Origin of the sequence: Novosphingobium kunmingense, assembly GCF_002813245.1 — a bacterium.
Taxonomy (GTDB): domain Bacteria; phylum Pseudomonadota; class Alphaproteobacteria; order Sphingomonadales; family Sphingomonadaceae; genus Novosphingobium; species Novosphingobium kunmingense.
This window is the reverse complement of sequence record NZ_PHUF01000004.1, coordinates 484722-501720: the sequence shown is the minus strand read 5'-3', so window position 1 is coordinate 501720 and position 16999 is coordinate 484722. Positions and strand designations below refer to the sequence as shown.

Genomic DNA, 16999 nt, shown 5'->3' with positions numbered 1-16999 from the left:
AAAAAACTAGACTGACGATGGCGCTCTTTGCCGCCGTGGCCCTCCCGGCCGCGGCGCAGGCGCAGACCGCCGAGGAGCTGCTGGGACTGTCGGTGTCAGACCTGCGCGGCGAAATGACCAAGCGCTACGATGCCGCGCTGGCGCTGACCCGCGACGGCACCACCGCCGCGACCGACGACCCGCGCTATCTGTGGGCGCTGCAGGCCAAGGCGCAGTGCGGCATCGCGCTCGGCTTCCTGAAAAGCAGCACCAAGGATCCGGTCTCGGTCGGCAAGTGCGTCGATGCGTACAACCGCATGCTGATGCAGCCGGCTCCCCCGGTGGTTCTGCCGCCGCCTGCGCCTGTCGAAAACCCGGCCTGCCGCGAGACCATCGCCGGCATCGTCTTCTTCGAATGGGACAGCGCCGTCCCGCCCGAAAGCGCGCTGCCGATCATCCAGGCTGCTGCGCAGAACCTCAAGGCCTGCGGCTGGAAGGGGCTGACCGTCACCGGTCACACCGACCGTTCGGGCAGCGACGCCTACAACAATGGGTTGTCGGTCAAGCGTGCCCAGGCCGTGTCGCAGATGCTGGGCATGCAGGGCGCCGATCCGGCCCTGCTGAACGTATCCGGCCAGGGCGAAAGCTCGCCCAAGGTTCCGACTGTCGACGGGGAGCGCAATCCGCAGAACCGCCGCGTCGAAATCACGGTCCAGAATTGAGAGCAGGGGGCACGATCATGACCTTTCGCAAATCGCTCGCCGCTGGCCTCGCCACGCTGCTGGCTTCCGCCGCCACTCCCGCACTCGCGCAGTCGGCGCCGGTATCCATGCAGGACGTCATTGCCGTCGCGGTGAATTCCAATCCGGAAATCGCCCAGGCGCAGTACAACAAGGAAGCGATCCAGTTCGAACGCAAGCAGGCCCAGGGGCTCTATGCGCCGCGCGTCGACATCGAAGGATCGGCCGGCATCCGCCATCTCGACAACCCGACCCGGCGCCTGACCGGCATCCACAACAACGAGCTCTATCCGGTAACCGGCGAAGCCCGCGCGGACTGGACCATTATCGACTTCGGTCGCCGCCGCGGCGAACTGCTGCGCCAAGCTGCGCGTGTCGACGGGGCCTCGCTCCGCGTCGTCGAACGGTCCGAGTTCATCGGCCTGCAGGTTGCGCGCCAGTACCTCGACGTTCTGCTCCAGCAGCGCGTCGTGGCCGCCTCGATGGACAACGCCGCCTTCCACGAAGCCCTGGTCAACGACCTTGGATCTGGGGTCGAACAGGGTTCGATCTCGATCGCCGACCAGCAGCAGGCGCAGGAACGCCTGCAGGCCGCGCGGGTGCGCGCGATCGAGGCCCAGCAGGCGCTGACCGAGGCGAAGATCCAGCTGCGCACGCTGTCCGGGCTCGATGTCGATGCCGTCGTCCAGCCGCCGACGCTGGCCGAAGCCATGCCGGGGTCGGTTGCCGAGGCGATCGGCCTCGCCCGCACGCAGAACCCGCGGGTCCGTGAAGCCGAAGCCGATGTCGATGCGAGCCACGCCCTGGCGAGCAGCGTGAAGGCCGAGCAACTGCCCAAGATCGGCGTCGACGTGGTGGGCCGGATCGGCCACGACATCGACGGGGTCGACGGCGCGACCCGCGACGTCCAGGCCCGCGCCTATCTGCGCTGGAACATCTTCGATGGCGGGATCAATCGCGCCAACTACCAGGAAATGGTCCGCCGCGCGAGCGAGAGCCGCTACCGGCTCTACACCGTTGTGCGCCAGTCGGAAGAGGACGTGCGCACCGCCTGGTCGAAGCTCGACAGTCAGAACCGCATCACCACCGACCTCGAGGCGCAAAGCCGCGTCAGCGACGATCTGCTGCTGTCCTACCGCAGCCAGTTCAACGTTGGCCGGCGCTCGCTGCTCGACGTGCTCGATGCGCAGAACGCGCGCTACAACACCCAGGTCCGCCTGGAGACGGCCCGCTTCTCGGCCATCTTCGCGCGCTACCAGACGTTGGCCGCCACCAACCGCTTCCTGTCGGCGATGAATGTCGCCCCGGGTGCCGGTGCCGGCGAGAAGGAGCGTGAACGCTTCAACTATGGTCCGCCCAAGCCTGCGGAACTGGAATACCGCACCATGCCCAAGTAAGGGCGATGGAGCGAGGGGAGAGCGGCCCGTGCCGCTTTCCCGTGACTTGGGAAGGTCCCTGCCGCCGCTCTGGCGCGCGGGGACCACCCGCAAGAGGACGTGTGATCTATGGCCGAAGGGCCTTCCGTTTCAGTTCCCCAGGCCGACCCGCTGGTTGCCGCGCTTGCGCAATTGGCCGAACGCTTCGGCGTGCCGTTTTCGCCGGCGATGCTGGCGGGGCTGGCCCTCGATGCCACGGGCCGCCTGCCGCTTCACCAGGCCGAACCGGCGCTGGAAGTGCTCGGTCTCAACAGCGATCCGCAGGCGCTGAAGCGCCTGCCGCACCGCGCTGCCAGTTATCCGGCGCTCGTTTCGCTGGACGGCGGCGGGATCGCCGTGATCCACGAACTGCGCGACGGCGATGCGCTGGTCTGGCGGCCGGAAACCGCAGAAGCGCGGTGGGAGCCGCTGGCGGGCCTCGAAGCCGAGTACGCCGGCTGGTTCTCGACTGTGTTCGGCGATCCTTCTGCCATCCGCGCCGAGGGTCAGCCATGGGAAGTCGGCGCGCGCACGCACTGGTTCTGGTCCGAAGTGGCCAAGCTGCGCCGCCGCTTTGCGCCGGTCTGGGTGTCGACGCTGATCATCAACATGCTGGCGCTGGCGCTGCCACTGTTCTCGATGAACGTCTACGACCGCGTCATTCCCAACCGCACCCAGGCAACGCTGTGGGTGCTGGCGATCGGCGTGCTCGGCGCCTTTGCCATCGAATACGCGCTGCGCCGCGCGCGCTCGGCCGTGCTGGACGAGATCGGGCACGATCTCGACATGAAGCTGTCGCAGAAGATCTATTCCAAGATCCTTGCCGCGCCGCTGGCCGACCGCAAGGGCCACACCGGCAATCTTGTCGCTCGCGTTTCCGAATACTCGATCGTCCGCGATTTCTACGCCTCGACCACGGTGATGCTGGTCATCGATCTGGTCTTCCTGGTGCTGTTCGTGGCGCTGATCGCGTGGATCGCCGGCTGGCTGGCGCTGGTTCCGCTGATTGCCATGGCGATCATGGCGCTGATCGGGCTGCGGCTGCGCGGTCAGGTGATCCACGCCGCGCGCGAGGCGCAGGCCGATCACGGACTGCAGCAGACCCTGCTGGTCGAATCGATCGCCGGGCTCGAAACCCTTAAGTCCATCGCCGGCGAAGGCGCGATGCTGGGACGGTGGCGCAAGCTGGCCGAACTGGGCGCCCATTCGCAGCAGCGGCTGAAGGATGTCAGCACCGCGGCCATCGGCATGGCCAGCACGTTCCAGCAGGTGTCCAACATCGCGCTGATCGTCGGCGGCTATTACCTGTTCGATGCGGGCAAGATCACGATGGGCGCGATTGTCGCCATCGTCATGCTCTCGTCGCGCTCGCTCGCGCCGGCCGGGCAGCTCGCTTTCCTGCTGACCCGCGGCCAGCAGGCGCAGCAGACGCTCGATTCGATCCAGAAGCTGTGGGACGCGCCCGACGAACGCCGCATGGGCAGCGCTTCGCTCACCCCGTCGGTGCGCACGGCCAGCATCCGCACCGAGGATCTCGAGTTCACCTATCCCGATGCCTCGGGCGAATCGCTCAAGGCGATCAACCTTGTCATCAGTCCCGGTGACCGGATCGCTCTGGTCGGGCGGGTCGCCTCGGGCAAGTCGACGCTGGGCCGGGTGCTGTGCGGCCTCTACCAGCCGACCGGCGGCTCGCTGCTGATTGATGGGATCGACAGCCGACAGTATCGCCCGCAAGAGCTGCGCGACGCCTTCCGCTTCGTCGGGCAGGATGCCAGCCTGTTTTCGGGGACGATCAAGGACAACCTCGCGCTCGGCGCCGGCGTCGTCCGCGACGAAGCGATGATCGATGCGCTTCGCTTCGTCGGCGCCGACCAGTTCCTAAGTCAGGACGCGGGCGGGTTCGATCGCGGCGTGGGAGAGGCGGGCAGCCGCCTTTCCGGCGGGCAGCGCAGCTTCCTGACCCTGGCGCGCGCCTTCGTTCGCCCGTCGAAGCTGCTGTTCCTCGACGAGCCGACGGGGGCGATGGACAGCCAGACCGAGAAACTCTTTGTCGACCGGTTGTCCCAATCGCTGACACCCGAACAGACACTGGTTATTTCGACCCATCGTCCGGCACTTTTTGCCATCTGCAACCGCCTGATCGTACTCGACAAGGGGCGCGTTGTGGCCGACGGACCGCGGGATGAAATCATTGCCTCGGCAGGAGTGGGATTGAAACCATGACCACGCGCACCACCCCGGTACTCGACCTTGCCCTGCCGCTCGACCTGGCCGAGGCCGGCACCTTCGTGCGCCGCTGGAAGGCGGAGCATTGGCTGCTCGCGGCGATCGTCTCGATGGCCGTGCTGCTCGGCCTGTCGTTTGCCGTGCCGTCGCTGACCAGCGCCTTCGCCGAGGCCGAGGCCGCGCCGCAGGCAAGTGTCAGGCTGGCCGAGGTCGGCAACGTCGCCAACATCTCGGTCGACGACAAGGAGCAGATCGTCGTCGAGGGTCAGGCCGCGCAGGACCAGAACGCCGCGATCCCGACGCTCAATCTTCCGCTCGAACACCTGAAGGCCTTCGGCATCACGGCGGCGAAGAACGAGACCTATGCGACCGCGCTCAAGTGCCTGACCCAGGCGGTATATTACGAAGCGGCTGTCGAACCGCTCCAGGGCCGCCGCGCGGTAGCGCAGGTCGTGCTCAACCGCATGCGCCACCCGGCCTATCCCAAGAGTGTCTGCGGCGTCGTCTACCAGGGCGCGGAACGCCGCACAGGCTGCCAGTTCAGCTTTACCTGCGACGGCGCGCTGCTGCGTACGCCTTCCGCCGGGCCTTGGCGCGAGGCGGAGATCGTCGCCAAGGCCGCGCTGGCCGGCACGGTCGAGCCGAGCGTTGGCACCGCGACCTTCTATCACGCCGACTACGTCCTGCCGAAGTGGGCCTTCCAGCTTGGCAAGATCGGCCAGATCGGCCGCCACATCTTCTACCGCTTCGGCGGTGCCTGGGGCGCGGCGGCGACCTTTACCGGCCGCTACGCCGGGACGGAGCGGATCCCGGCACTCGACTTTGCCGCGCTGCGCGACCGCGCGCTGGCCGACGGTATGGCGATTGACGGGGCGCTGGTCGCCGAACAGGCCTTCACGCCGGGTCTGACGGTGACGCCCGACGTCAAGGATCGCCACGCCGCCAATGACGTCGGCGGGCGGATCGACATGACGAAAGCCTGGCGCCCGTCGATGCCCGATCCGGTAGCGATGGGCAGCCGCTATCAGGACACTGTCGCGGCAACCACCACGCCCGCACTCGCGGCCATGCCTCATGGCAAGGTGGCGGTCAGCGACACGGCGGGAGCCTCGACCGCGCAATGAGCCTTTCCGATTTCCGCACCCGCTGGCACGGCTGGGATGCCAACCGCCGCCTGATCGCCGTCTGCGCCGCAGGGCTGGCGCTGCTGATCGCCTGGGCCGCGATCGCCCGGGTCGATGAAGTCACGCGCGGGATGGGCAAGGTCATCCCGTCGAGCAAGGTTCAGCTGATCCAGGCGAGCGAGCCGAGTACGGTGGCATCGATCATGGTCCGGCCCGGCCAGTTGGTGAAGCAAGGGCAATTGCTGGTCCAGCTCGAGAGCGCGCAGTCGCAGTCGCAGATGGGCCAGTTGCAGGCCGAGAACGAACGTCTGTCGGCCCGAGCGGCACGTCTGCAGGGCGAAGGCAGCGGCACCGCTGCAGCAGCCTGCGGCGAAGGCACGATCTGCGCCGAGGAAGCCCAGCTTGCCGCTGTGCGCCGCGCGACGGCCGCCAGCAAGCAGTCGGCGCTTGCCGCGCAGATCGAACAGCGCCGCCGCGACCTGTCGGAAGGCCAGGCGACCGTCGCCAGCCTCGAATGGAGCGTGCGGCTGGCCCAGCAGCAGGTCGACACCCTGGCCCCAATGGTGGCGAAGAAGGTGATCCCGCAGACCGAATTGCTGTCCGCGCAGCGCGAGTTGGTCGACGTCCAGGGGCGGCTGTCGGCCGCGCGCCAGGGGATGGCCCGTGCCTCGGCCTCGATCCGCGAAGCCCAGGCTCAGTACAGCGAATCGCAGCTCGACTTCCGCCAGCAAGCGCTGAGCGAGCGGAGCGAGGTGGCGACCAAGCTTGCGGTCAACGAACAGACAATCAAGGCCGGCGCAACTGAACTGCGCGCGCCGGTGACGGGCTTCGTCAACGACGTGACCGTCAACACCGTCGGCGGCTTCGTCGGCGCGGGCGAAAAGGTCATGCAGATCGTTCCGCAGGGCGACAAGCTGCTGATCGAGACCCGCGTGACGCCCAAGGACATCGCATTCATCAAGGTCGGCGACCGCGCGGTGGTCAAGGTCACGGCCTACGATTTCTCGATCTACGGCGGGCTGACCGGGCAGGTGCGCAACATCAGCGCCGATTCGATCTACGACGAGGCCGAGCGCCAAGCCTACTACATCGTGGTTATCGAAACCGAGCGCGCCTATATCGAGAAGAACGGTCGCCGCCTGCCGATCATGCCGGGCATGATCTGCGATGCCGAGATCATCACCGGGCGCAAATCGATCCTCAGCTACCTGTTCAAGCCGGTGCTGAAGGCCTTCGACGAGGCCCTGACAGAGCGCTGATTTTCAGGGATAAGGTGGAACGAAGCAGGCCAGGGGGCTCTAAATTCCCTGATCTGCTCCGCCCCGTTAGCGCGGTTAGCGCGTCAGTAGCCGTGGATCCAGCGCTTGTTCGCGCTGAACGAAACGATGGGCCGGTAATCATAGGACTGTTCGGCATCGAGCACGCGGTCGGTCGCGTTGTCGAGCAGCCAGGCCTTGTCGCCCATGCGCACGACCAGCACCGCGTGGTCGCTGGCGCGCACGGTGTCGCGGGCGATCGTCAGGTACATTGCATCGCGCGGCATGCCGAGCGCGGCGAGAAGCTGCATCTTGGCGATGGCGATATCCTCGCAGTCGCCGGCGCGGCGGCGCAGCGTTTCGCCTGCCGTGGCCCAGTAGTCTGCCTTGCCGTAAAGCTCGCGGTCCTCGACATAGCGGATCCGCGCGTTGGCCCAGGCGTTGACCGCGCCCAGTTCGGCGAGACCCGGCGCGCCGCGGTCGAGCGCAATGAGGCGCGTGACGGCTGATCCCGAAAAGCCGCGGCCGCTGACCCGGGCCCAGTCCTTGTCGAAGCCGGTATGGCGGATCGCAAGGCGCTTGCTGGCCAGGAAATTGTCGGGCGACGTCGGTGCCACCGGCTGGACGACGCTTGGAACAAGCGCCGGGGCGGGGGCGACCACCGCGGGGCGCATCGATGCCGCAAAGCCGGCCGTATTGCAGGAATTGCTCTGGCCAAGCGGGGCGAACGCCGGGCCGGCGGCCGGCTCAAGCGTGCGAACCAGGGCCAGCGTCGCTGGCGCAGCGGACAACGCGCCTGCCTGCTGCTGGCGGATCAGGTCGAGTTGGCTGACCGCGCCGCCGAGGATCGCCGCAGCCTTGCTTTGCACCGGCACGTTCGTCACCGGGGCTACGCCGGCGGCGGGCGCGATGACGGCGCGGCAAGCGGCGGAATTGGCAAAGGCCGAAGCAGCGACAGCCATCGGCAGGGTCGCGACACCCAGCGAGGCGGCGGCGGGCTGCGCCAGCACGGCCAGGCCCGAAAGGGCAAGCGCGGTGGCGACAAGGGTCCGGTTGCGGCTCATGCTGCGGGCATGGGGCCATGCGGCTCAAGGTTGCGTGTAGGGCTGTGGTTAATGCGCCGTTAGCTTGTCGCACCGGGGACGGGTTCGGCGCGGGTCTTGACGGTAACGCGGCGCGCGGCGCAACCACGCCTGCATGGCCGCGCTTCTCTTCAGCCTGATGTCCGTATTGCTGGTCGGACTAGGCGCGCGCGACCAGTTGACGCTGGCGGCCTTGACGGCGCGGCATGGCGCAAGGCCTGCCTTGTTGATCGCCGCCCTGACGAGCGCCGCAGCCACCATCGCCATTGCGATCTGGGCGTCGGATATCGTCGCAACCAGCCTGACCGCGCCGGCGCGCACATTGTTCCTGGCGATCGCGCTGGGGTTGGCAGGGGCGGAAATGCTGGTGCTGCGCCGCGCCAGCATGCCGCTTGAGCCGACCAACTCGCTCGGCGCCTTCGCCGTGGTCCTGCTGGCCCAGCAACTGACCGACGCGGCGCGGTTCGTGGTCCTGGGGCTGGCGGTCTACACCCGCGCGCCGCTACCCGTGGCGATGGGGGCGGGGGTAGCCGCCGCAGTACTGGCGGTGGTCGCATGGTTGGCGGCCGAGAAAATGGTCTCGACGCGCTGGACGGTCCCCCGGCGCGTTCTCGGGATCGCCTTGCTTGCCATTGCCGCGGGACTTGCCTTTGTGGGGTTGGGCCGAGTCTGATCGCTGCTGATCACCGCGCAGATGCCGTTGCGTTGGCACGCCGCCCTGCCTAACGCTGGCGGGCATGACCGACGTTACGATCATCGCCGATGCCGACGATGCGGCCGTTGCTGCCTGGCTCGAACAAGTGCTGGTCCGCGCGCTGGCCGCGCACAAGGGACCAGTGGCCATCACCATTCCCGGCGGATCGACGCCGTTTCCGATTCTCGCCCGGATGGACGCCGAACGGGTCGACTGGTCGCGCATCGCGGTCTGGCCGGGTGACGACCGCGACGTGCCCGAGGATCATCCGGCGAGCAACGCCGGCCGGATCCGGGCTGCGCTCGAACCGCTTGGCGCCAAGGTCATTGCCCTGTCCGGGGGAGCCCGCCCGCCGCACTTCGCGCTGACCTGGCTGGGGATGGGCGCCGATGGGCACGTCGCCTCGCTGTTCCCCAACACCGATCCCCGCGCCGACGATGACCCGGCCGTGCGCCGGCTCGTTCCCGATCCGCTGCCGCCCGAGGCGCCCTTCGCGCGGCTCAGCCTGACCATCCCGGCGCTGCTCGACAGCGATGCGCTGGTATTCGTGATCCGCGGGGCCGAAAAGCGCGCGGTGTTCGACGCGGCGGTCGCGGGCAAGCACGACCTGCCGGTCGCGCGCCTGCTCAAGGCCGCACACCAGCCGGTGACATGCTTCGCCTGATCCCGGCGCCGCTGCACCGCGGCGGACTGATCGTGGCGCACCGGCTGCGGCTGGTGTGGTGGCGGATCGTGCGACCCACGCTCAACGGCTGCCGCGTCATTGCCTTCGATCTGGACGGGCGCGTCCTGCTCGTGCGCCACTCCTACGGAAGCGGACGCTGGATGCTGCCCGGCGGCGGATTCGGACGCCACGAAGATGTCATCGCCGCGGCCCGTCGCGAGCTGAAGGAGGAGGTCCATTGCGACCTTGCCCATCCGGTTGTTGTGGCGGTGGTCGAAGAGCCGCTCTCAGGCGCGATCAACCGCGTCCACCTGATCGCCGGCCGGACGCAGGGCGTGCCGCGCGCCGACGGGCGCGAGATCATCGCCGCTGCATACTTTTCGCCGGACGACCTTCCTGTCGCCCTGGCGACAAGCGTCGCTGCAGGGTTGCCGCAGTGGGTCACAGCAGCGGAAGCTGCGCTGTCCCGCCCACCGGTGGACCGCTAGGCTCGGCTTCCTCGCCTTCGAGCTGGCTCAGCGTCAGGCCCATCAGTCGGACCGGCTGGGCAAGCGGCAGCACTTCGTCGAGCAGGGCATGGCCGATCGCGGAAAACTCGTCGCGTGTCGCAACCGGCCGGGCGAGTGATCGGGCCCGGGTCAGCTGGGTGAAATCGGCGTGCTTGAGCTTCAAGGTCACCGTGCGCCCCTGGGCCTTGGCCTTGGCAATCCGTTCCCACGACAGAGCGATGATCCGTTCGAGCACCTCGCGCAGCGCCGATCCGGACGAGATGTCCTTGTCGAAGGTGCGTTCCGTTCCCAGCGACTTGCGCGCTCGGTTGGCTTTGACCCGGCGCAGGTCGATCCCGCGCGCGGCGCGGTACAGGTAGTCGGCCTGCGACCCGAAATGACGACGCAGCCAGTCGATGTCCCTGGCCGCGAGTTCGGCCCCGGTTTCGATCCCGAGGCCGGCCATCTTTTCCGCTCCGCGCGGTCCGATCCCGAAGAACCGGCGCACCGGCAGGCCGGCGACGAACCGTGCGCCTTCGCCCGGTCGGATCACGCAGATCCCGTCGGGCTTGTTCTGGTCGCTGGCCAGCTTGGCGAGGAACTTGTTGTAGCTGACCCCGGCGCTGGCGGTGAGGCCGGTCTCGTCGCGGATACGCTGGCGGATCAGTTCGGCGATGCGGGTGGCGGAGCCGATCCCCCTATCGTCGTCGGTCACGTCAAGGAACGCCTCGTCGAGGCTGAGCGGTTCGACCAGCGGGGTGTAGTCGAGGAATATCTCGCGCACTTGCCGCGAAATTGCCGAATAGACGTCGAAACGTGGACGGCGGAAGATAAGGTCGGGGCACAGCCGCTTTGCCGTCACCGAGGGCATGGCCGAACGGCAGCCGAACCGGCGCGCCTCGTACGAACAGGTGGTCAGGACCCCGCGCAAACCGTCGCCGCCGACTGCCACAGGCTTTCCGCGCAGGCTGGGATCGTCGCGCTGTTCGACACTGGCATAGAAGGCGTCCATGTCGACATGGATGATCTTGCGCAGGCCTGGTGCCGGCTCGTCGCCGTCGTCGTCAGGGCTGGCGGAATCGCTCATGGCAGCATTAATAGGCTGGCCTGCCCGCCCAAGAAAGGCCAAGGGACGCCCCATGACCGCGGCTGCATCGCCCCCCTCAATCCAGCGTAGCATTGGCGAGCGCGAGCTTATCGTGATGATGGCAACGCTGATGGCGCTGCAAGCGCTGTCGATCGATTCGATGTTGCCGGCACTTCCGAACATCGCCGGGGACCTGGGCGCCGGCGACGCAAACCGGCGGCAGCTGGTGATCGGCGTCTACCTCATCGGCACGGCGCTGGGCGCGCTGGTTCCCGGCGCGCTGGCCGACCGGTTCGGGCGGCGGCCGGTGGTGTTCGGCAGCATTGCGGCCTATTGCCTTCTTTCCCTGGTCTGCGCCCTGGCGCCCGATTTCTCGGTCATGCTCGCCGCGCGCAGCCTGCAGGGGTTCCTCAGCGCTGGGCTGACCGTGCTGCCAAGCGCTATCGTGCGCGACCGCTATTCGGGTGACCGCATGGCGCGGATGCAATCGACCATCGCCCTCGTCTTCATGGCGGTGCCGATGATGGCGCCTTCGTTCGGGCAGGCGGTCTTGCTGGTTGCCGGGTGGCGCTGGATCTTCGGGACGACCGCGGCGATGAGCCTGCTGGTCATGGCCTGGGCCTGGCTGCGGCTGCCCGAAACGCTCGATCCGGCGGACGTGCAGCCCATCCGGTTGAGCCCGATCATCACCAACATGGGCGCTTCGCTGCTTGATCGCAGCGCGATCGGCTATGTCATCGGAGCGGGTGTGCTGTGGTCCGGCCTGTTCGGCTATCTCAATTCCTCGCAGCAACTGATCGCCGAACAGTTCGGCGGCGGTGACAAGTTTCCGCTGATCTTTGCCGGGATGGCCGGCGGCATGGCGCTGGCCAACCTGACCAATTCGCGGATCGTCGAGCGCTTCGGCGCTCGCCGCGTGTCGCAGGTCGCGCTGTTCGCCTACATCGCGGTGGCCGTGCTGCAGGTGTGGCGGGCTTTCGGCGGCAATGAGGGGCTGTGGGATTTCGTCGCGCTGATGGGCGCGCAGATGTGCCTGATCGCCTTCATGGGCGCGAACTTCAGCTCGGTCGCGCTGCAACCGTTCGGGCGCACGGCAGGTGCTGCGGCGTCGGCGCAGATGTTCGTGCGTTCTAGCCTGTCCTCGCTGCTCGGCATCGCGATCGGCATGTCCTACGATGGCTCGGCCCGCAACCTGTCGGTCGCGCTTCTGACCGGCGGGCTGCTGACCTTGGGGCTCGTTCTTTACAGCGAGCGGGGCAAGCTGTTCCGCCGCCTCTACGCGCCGGGCGCCGAACGCCCCGCCTGAGGGTCCGCGCCCAGCGCGCGCCAGGCAAGGTCGGCGAACTCGCAAAGCAGGGGCCGGGTGTCGCGCGGGTCGATGATGTCCTCGATCCCGAAGATCTCGGCGGTGCGAAACGGACTACGCACCCGGTTCAGCCGCTCGCGAATGGCCGCAAGGTGGGCCTGCGGATCCTCAGCAGCCTCGATTTCGGCCTTGTAGGCGACCTCGATCCCGCCTTCGATCGGCAGGCTGCCCCAGTCCCCGCTGGGCCAGGCGAAGCGGTACTGGAAGGTTTCGGCGTTGCTCATCGCGCTGCCGGCGATGCCGTAGGCGCGGCGGATCACCATGCTCGCCAGCGGAACGGTGGCCTTGTAGACCGCGTTCATCGCCTGCACGCCATAGCGGATCGTACCAGCCATCTCCGCCTCGCGCCCGATCATGAAGCCCGGATTGTCGACCAGGTGGACCACCGGCAGGCGGAACTGGTCGGCCAGCTTGATGAACCGTTCGACCTTTTCGCTGGTCCGCGCTTCCCACGATCCGCCGAGAAAGCTGGGGTCGCTGGCCAGCACAGCGACCGGCCAGCCATCAAGCCGGGCAAAGGCGGTGATCGCCGCACGGCCCCACATCCGCCCCATCTCGAACACCGACCCGGCATCGAACACCATGTCAAGCAGCCGGCGCATCGAATAGACCTGCTTGGCCTCGCGCGGGACAAGGTCGACCAGCGCCTGTTCACGCCGGTCGGCGGGATCGAGGCTGGCCGTGCGCGGAGCCAGTTGGCCGACGTGGCTCGGCAGATAGGACAGGAAGCGGCGGGCGCGGCGAAACGCCTCGGCCTCGCTCGCGACCTCCTCGTCGACGACACCGTTTCGGGTGTGGATGATCGAGCCGCCAAGCGACTCCTTGTCCGATGGTTCGCCGATCGCCTCGACCACGGCAGGACCTGCGGCGAACAGCTGGCTCAGACCCTTGACCATCAGTGAGTAATGGCTGGCGACGACCCGCGCCGCGCCGAGGCCCGCCGTCGGACCCAGCGCCAGCGCGACCACCGGCACCGTGTCCAGGTTCCTCACCACGTCGCCCCAGCCGGGCACGGCGGGGACATAGGTTGCGCCGATGGTCTCCAGCGTCTTGACCGAGCCGCCACCGCCGGTTCCGTCGATCATCCGGATCAGCGGGATCTTGAGGCTGTGGGCCATCGCCTCGCACTGCTCGAACTTGCGCTTGATCGCCGCATCCGCCGCCCCTCCGCGCACGGTGAAATCGTCGGCGCTGGCCACGACCGGGCGGCCCTCGATGTTAGCCCGTCCGAAAATCAGGTTCGATGGCGCCAGGTCCTCAAGCAGGCCGTCGGCATCGTAGCGGCCGCGCCCCGCGATCTTGCCGATTTCGCGAAAACTGCCTGGATCGACCAGGCCCCTGATGCGGGCACGGGCATCCAGCTTTCCGCGCGAATGCTGGCGTTCGACCTTGTCGGGGCCGCCCATCTGTTCGGCCAGCTTGCGGCGGCGGCGCAGTTCCTCGACTTCGGGTTTCCAGGACATCGGCTCTCCCTGCGGCTGATCGACCAGCGGATTGTCGCGGTCTCTGGCTAGGCCGTGCGGCCCGGTGCCGCAATGCCCCTTGCACTACGCGTGAGCCGACACTAGAGCGGCGCGCAATTGCAGGGTTTCCCAACGGGGCTTTTCCATGGCTGAATCGGATCGTTTCAATACTGCGGCTGGCTGGGTGCTGTTTTCGGGCATCGTCGCGCTGGGGCTCTCAGCCGTGTCGAGCGGCTATTTCGCGGCCGACAAGGTGCATTCGCCCAAGGCCGAAGAAGGCGCGGCAGGCGAAGCCAAGGGCGCCGTCGCGATCGAAACCTTGCTGGCCAGCGCCGATGTCGCCAAGGGCGAGGCGGTCTTCAAGAAGTGCGCCAGCTGCCACACCGCCAACCAGGGCGGACCGAACGGCATCGGTCCCAACCTCTACGGCGTCATGGGTGAAGCCATTGCAGCTGGCCGTGGCGGCTTTGCGTTCTCCGACGCGCTCAAGGGCAAGGGCGGCAAGTGGGACTTCACCACCATGAACGAGTGGCTGACCAGCCCGAAGGCGTTCGCTCCCGGCACCAAGATGAGCTTCGCGGGTCTGCCCGACGCAGCCGAACGCGCCAACCTGATGGTCTACCTCAACTCGCTGGGTTCGAACCTGCCGCTGCCCGCCGCCCCGGCCGCCGCAGCCGAGGGTGAGGGCGCTGCCGCTCCTGCCGCCGTGGTCGGCGATGCCGCTGCCGGCGAAAAGAGCTTCGCCAAGTGTAAGGCTTGCCACACCATCAATCCCGGCGGGGCCAACGGCATCGGCCCGAACCTGGCTGGCGTCGCCGGCGAGGCGGTCGCCACCGGGCGCGGCGGGTTTGCCTTCTCGGACGCGCTCAAGACCAAGGGCGGGACCTGGGACGATGCCACGCTCGACGCGTGGCTGACCAATCCCAAGGCTTTTGCGCCGGGAACCAAGATGACCTTCGCGGGCATCGCCGACGCCCAGGAACGCGCCAATATCATCGCCTACATGAAGACCGCCAAGTAAAGCGGTTCACCAGGTGGAAACGCAAGGGGCGGGGCCGCAAGGCTCCGCCCTTTTCGCTGCACCTAGGCTGCGCCCTTGAATCCCTGGGCAATCACGTACCATTCCGAACTGTCCTTGCGGCTGGCCGGCGGCTTGGCGTGCTTGACGGTGGTGAAATGCTGCTTGAGCAGGGCGAGCAGATCGGCATCGGTCCCGCCCGCGAGTACCTTCGCGACGAAGGCACCGCCCGGCGCCAGATGCTCGATCGCGAAATCTGCGGCGGTCTCGACCAGACCCATGGTGCGCAGGTGATCGGTCTGCTTGTGGCCTACGGTATTGGCGGCCATGTCCGAGATCACCAGGTCGGGCGCTCCGTCCAAGGCGCCGGCTAGCGCCGCGGGGGCTTCATCGGCCATGAAGTCCATCTGGAAAATCGTCACGCCTTCGATCGGATCGGTCGGCAAAAGGTCGATGCCGACGACGCGCGCCATCGGGCTGCGCTGGCGTACCACCTGGCTCCACCCGCCCGGCGCGATGCCGAGATCGACGACGCGGCGCGATTGCTTGACCAGCCCGAACTTGTCGTCGAGCTCGATCAGCTTGAACGCCGCGCGGCTGCGCCAGCCCTGCGCCTTGGCCGCCTTGACGTAAGGGTCGTTGAGCTGGCGCTGCAGCCATTTGGTCGAGCTTTGCGTGCGCTTCCTCGCAGTCTTGACCCGAACGCCAGGATCCTTGCCCGACCGGCTCATCGCAGCGCGCTTTCGCGCCGGGCGCGGCGCAGCGCCGCCCGGCTTTTCTCTGCCGCGCCGTTCGCCGCCATCAGGCTGCGCAGGATGCCTTCGCGGATGCCGCGGTCGGCCACGCCCAGCCGGTCGGCCGGCCAGATGTCGAGGATGGTTTCGAGGATGGCGCAGCCGGCGATCACCAGGTCGGATCGCTCGCGCCCGATGCAGGGCTGGCCGCGGCGCTGTGCCGGTTCCATGCCCGACAGGCGCGAGGCAATCCCGCGCATCGATTCGGCCGGGACAATCAGCCCGTCGACCGCGCGGCGGTCGTACTGCGGCAGGTCGAGGTGGACGCTGGCCAGCGTCGTCACCGTGCCGCTGGTGCCAAGCAGGCGGAGCGGCACGTCGCGTTTGCGCTCGGCTTCCAGCCGGTCCCACACCCGCACCGTGAAGGGGGCCAGGCTGTCGCGCACCAGTTCGCGCATCCGGGCATAGCGCGCCGCGCGCGCCTCGGCGCTGTCGGGTTCGGGACCGCAGGTCTCGGTCAGCGACACGACGCCCCAGGGCACCGATTGCCAGTCGTGGATCCGCGGCACTTCGCCGCGTACGCTTTCGACCAGAACCATCTCGGTCGATCCGCCACCGATGTCGAAGATCATCGCCGGGCCTTCGCCCTGTTCGAGCAGCAGGTGGCAGCCCAGCACGGCCAGCCGCGCCTCTTCCTTGGCGCTGATGATGTCGAGCCGGATGCCGGTCTCGCGGTGGACGCGCTCGATGAAGGCCTCGCCGTTGCTGGCGCGGCGGCAGGCTTCGGTCGCGACCGAGCGCGCCAGGTGCACGTTGCGGCGACGCAGCTTGTCGGCGCAAACCGTCAGCGCACCCAGGGCCCGGTCCATCGCCGCGTCGCTGAGCCGGCCGGCCTGGGCCAGCCCTTCGCCCAGCCGCACGACGCGGCTGAAGGCGTCGATCACGACGAAATTCTCGCCCTGCGGCCGCGCGATCAGCAGGCGGCAGTTGTTGGTGCCAAGATCGATCGCGGCAAAGGCCTGGCGGTGAAAGGGCAGGGTCCCGCCTTGCGCATCGCCGCGCAGCTGGGAAATCGGATGATGGCCGCCCGGGCGGGAGGCAGAACTGTCGGCTGGCGCGTTACCGGTCGCTTCGTCGCGTCCGTCCGGTTGATCGTCAGGCCCGGTGTCGTTCTCCTCGCGCATGGCCGGCGGAAGCGTGTCCGCCATGATACTGCACTCTTTATCGTTTTCCCGCCAAGCCGTGGCGAGTACCTGAGGGTGATGGTAGCGGGGCGATCGGCGGCGGGCAAGGCTTGGGTGCGAAAGTGCCCGTTCGCGCGGGCTTGACCTTCGCTCCGCGCGCTTCTAGAGGCACCCGCCTGATTGCCCGATCCTCTAATGGTAAGAGAGCGGACTCTGACTCCGTCAATCAAGGTTCGAATCCTTGTCGGGCATCCAGCTTCTCCTGAACAATCCGATTCGCGAGCAGCCCGATGGCCTTGGCGAGGCGCCATTTTCGCCAATCGCCGGGAGAACTGTTGAAAACGTTTGAAGGGACTCTGTCCCGAAATGGCGCATTTCCGCGCTGGGGCGTTAATTCGGCAACGATCGCAGAGGCTTATTAGCTAACGAATGTGGTTAAGGGGCTTGTTGCGCCGCTGCGCGAGGGGCATTCGTGTCAG

Annotated in this window: 15 protein-coding genes, 1 tRNA gene and 1 pseudogene; 12 read left to right on the top strand and 5 right to left on the bottom strand. The window is 67.7% G+C overall.

Annotated features, from left to right (window positions below; genetic code table 11):
• Positions 1-17 precede the first annotated feature (17 nt).
• From B0I00_RS11835 to B0I00_RS11815, 5 genes are all read left to right on the top strand, one after another.
• On the top strand, positions 18-701 hold the full coding sequence (locus tag B0I00_RS11835; RefSeq protein WP_157812549.1) for an OmpA family protein: 684 nt from the start codon (positions 18-20) through the stop codon (positions 699-701).
• 17 nt (positions 702-718) lie between these two features.
• Positions 719-2116: a TolC family protein gene (locus tag B0I00_RS11830; RefSeq protein WP_100867572.1), complete on the top strand. Its 1398-nt coding sequence runs from the start codon at positions 719-721 to the stop codon at positions 2114-2116.
• Positions 2117-2224: 108 nt separating this feature from the next.
• Positions 2225-4357, top strand: coding sequence for an ATP-binding cassette domain-containing protein (locus B0I00_RS11825; protein WP_100867571.1), 2133 nt, complete (start codon positions 2225-2227; stop codon positions 4355-4357).
• Positions 4354-5484, top strand: a complete 1131-nt coding sequence (locus tag B0I00_RS11820; protein WP_232730215.1) for a cell wall hydrolase — start codon at positions 4354-4356, stop codon at positions 5482-5484. Before B0I00_RS11825 ends, B0I00_RS11820 begins: the two co-directional genes overlap by 4 nt.
• Entirely contained in the window at positions 5481-6743 is a 1263-nt protein-coding gene (locus B0I00_RS11815) for an HlyD family type I secretion periplasmic adaptor subunit (RefSeq protein WP_100867570.1), read from the top strand. Before B0I00_RS11820 ends, B0I00_RS11815 begins: the two co-directional genes overlap by 4 nt.
• A gap of 83 nt (positions 6744-6826) precedes the next feature.
• Here B0I00_RS11815 and B0I00_RS11810 read toward each other — a convergent pair whose 3' ends face one another.
• Positions 6827-7804, bottom strand: a complete 978-nt coding sequence (locus B0I00_RS11810; protein WP_198519223.1) for a transglutaminase-like cysteine peptidase — start codon at positions 7802-7804, stop codon at positions 6827-6829.
• A 133-nt stretch (positions 7805-7937) separates the two neighbouring features.
• On the opposite strand from B0I00_RS11810, the gene B0I00_RS11805 reads away from it, so the two are divergent.
• From B0I00_RS11805 to B0I00_RS11795, 3 genes are all read left to right on the top strand, one after another.
• Positions 7938-8495 carry a hypothetical protein gene (locus tag B0I00_RS11805; protein WP_100867569.1) on the top strand — a complete coding sequence of 186 codons (558 nt, stop codon included), beginning with the start codon at positions 7938-7940 and terminating at the stop codon, positions 8493-8495.
• Between the two features lie 64 nt (positions 8496-8559).
• Positions 8560-9180, top strand: coding sequence for a 6-phosphogluconolactonase (locus tag B0I00_RS11800; protein WP_100867568.1), 621 nt, complete (start codon positions 8560-8562; stop codon positions 9178-9180).
• A complete protein-coding gene (locus B0I00_RS11795; RefSeq protein ID WP_100867567.1) occupies positions 9168-9668 on the top strand; it encodes an NUDIX domain-containing protein in 501 nt (166 codons plus the stop codon). Before B0I00_RS11800 ends, B0I00_RS11795 begins: the two co-directional genes overlap by 13 nt.
• On the opposite strand, the gene dinB is transcribed toward B0I00_RS11795, so the two are convergent.
• Positions 9622-10755, bottom strand: a complete 1134-nt coding sequence (dinB, locus tag B0I00_RS11790) for a DNA polymerase IV (RefSeq protein ID WP_100867566.1) — start codon at positions 10753-10755, stop codon at positions 9622-9624. The genes B0I00_RS11795 and dinB overlap by 47 nt on opposite strands.
• Positions 10756-10807: 52 nt before the next feature.
• Here dinB and B0I00_RS11785 point away from each other — a divergent pair, with 52 nt between their 5' ends.
• The gene (locus B0I00_RS11785; RefSeq protein WP_100867565.1) at positions 10808-12061 is read left to right on the top strand and encodes a multidrug effflux MFS transporter; all 1254 of its coding nucleotides are present in this window, start codon (positions 10808-10810) and stop codon (positions 12059-12061) included.
• Here the strand turns inward: B0I00_RS11785 and B0I00_RS11780 are convergent.
• Positions 12031-13584, bottom strand: coding sequence for an acyl-CoA carboxylase subunit beta (locus tag B0I00_RS11780; protein ID WP_100867564.1), 1554 nt, complete (start codon positions 13582-13584; stop codon positions 12031-12033). The genes B0I00_RS11785 and B0I00_RS11780 overlap by 31 nt on opposite strands.
• 145 nt (positions 13585-13729) lie before the next feature.
• On the opposite strand from B0I00_RS11780, the pseudogene B0I00_RS17405 reads away from it, so the two are divergent.
• Positions 13730-14317 (top strand): annotated as a pseudogene (locus tag B0I00_RS17405) (c-type cytochrome); the annotation flags it as partial.
• Positions 14291-14605: a c-type cytochrome gene (locus B0I00_RS17420; RefSeq protein ID WP_232730234.1), complete on the top strand. Its 315-nt coding sequence runs from the start codon at positions 14291-14293 to the stop codon at positions 14603-14605. The pseudogene B0I00_RS17405 and the gene B0I00_RS17420, both read left to right, overlap by 27 nt.
• 62 nt (positions 14606-14667) lie before the next feature.
• Here the strand turns inward: B0I00_RS17420 and B0I00_RS11770 are convergent, their stop codons facing one another.
• Complete coding sequence (locus tag B0I00_RS11770) at positions 14668-15333, bottom strand: RlmE family RNA methyltransferase (RefSeq protein WP_100867562.1); 666 nt, start codon at positions 15331-15333, stop codon at positions 14668-14670.
• Positions 15330-16544, bottom strand: a complete 1215-nt coding sequence (locus B0I00_RS11765) for a Ppx/GppA phosphatase family protein (protein WP_232730214.1) — start codon at positions 16542-16544, stop codon at positions 15330-15332. Before B0I00_RS11765 ends, B0I00_RS11770 begins: the two co-directional genes overlap by 4 nt.
• Positions 16545-16701: 157 nt before the next feature.
• On the opposite strand from B0I00_RS11765, the gene B0I00_RS11760 reads away from it, so the two are divergent.
• Positions 16702-16775 (top strand) — tRNA-Gln (locus B0I00_RS11760).
• The last annotated feature ends 224 nt before the right edge of the window (positions 16776-16999 follow it).

Bases quoted from the DNA above. Each gene is read 5' to 3' on its own strand.
- B0I00_RS11785 (WP_100867565.1), top strand. From the start codon at position 10,808: ATGACCGCGGCTGCATCGCCCCCCTCAATCCAGCGTAGCATTGGCGAG.
- B0I00_RS11810 (WP_198519223.1), bottom strand. From the start codon at position 7,804: ATGAGCCGCAACCGGACCCTTGTCGCCACCGCGCTTGCCCTTTCGGGC.
- B0I00_RS11830 (WP_100867572.1), top strand. From the start codon at position 719: ATGACCTTTCGCAAATCGCTCGCCGCTGGCCTCGCCACGCTGCTGGCT.
- dinB (WP_100867566.1), bottom strand. From the start codon at position 10,755: ATGAGCGATTCCGCCAGCCCTGACGACGACGGCGACGAGCCGGCACCA.
- B0I00_RS11835 (WP_157812549.1), top strand. From the start codon at position 18: ATGGCGCTCTTTGCCGCCGTGGCCCTCCCGGCCGCGGCGCAGGCGCAG.
- B0I00_RS11820 (WP_232730215.1), top strand. From the start codon at position 4,354: ATGACCACGCGCACCACCCCGGTACTCGACCTTGCCCTGCCGCTCGAC.
- B0I00_RS11800 (WP_100867568.1), top strand. From the start codon at position 8,560: ATGACCGACGTTACGATCATCGCCGATGCCGACGATGCGGCCGTTGCT.
- B0I00_RS11795 (WP_100867567.1), top strand. From the start codon at position 9,168: ATGCTTCGCCTGATCCCGGCGCCGCTGCACCGCGGCGGACTGATCGTG.
- B0I00_RS11825 (WP_100867571.1), top strand. From the start codon at position 2,225: ATGGCCGAAGGGCCTTCCGTTTCAGTTCCCCAGGCCGACCCGCTGGTT.
- B0I00_RS11780 (WP_100867564.1), bottom strand. From the start codon at position 13,584: ATGTCCTGGAAACCCGAAGTCGAGGAACTGCGCCGCCGCCGCAAGCTG.
- B0I00_RS11765 (WP_232730214.1), bottom strand. From the start codon at position 16,544: ATGGCGGACACGCTTCCGCCGGCCATGCGCGAGGAGAACGACACCGGG.
- B0I00_RS11805 (WP_100867569.1), top strand. From the start codon at position 7,938: ATGGCCGCGCTTCTCTTCAGCCTGATGTCCGTATTGCTGGTCGGACTA.
- B0I00_RS11815 (WP_100867570.1), top strand. From the start codon at position 5,481: ATGAGCCTTTCCGATTTCCGCACCCGCTGGCACGGCTGGGATGCCAAC.
- B0I00_RS11770 (WP_100867562.1), bottom strand. From the start codon at position 15,333: ATGAGCCGGTCGGGCAAGGATCCTGGCGTTCGGGTCAAGACTGCGAGG.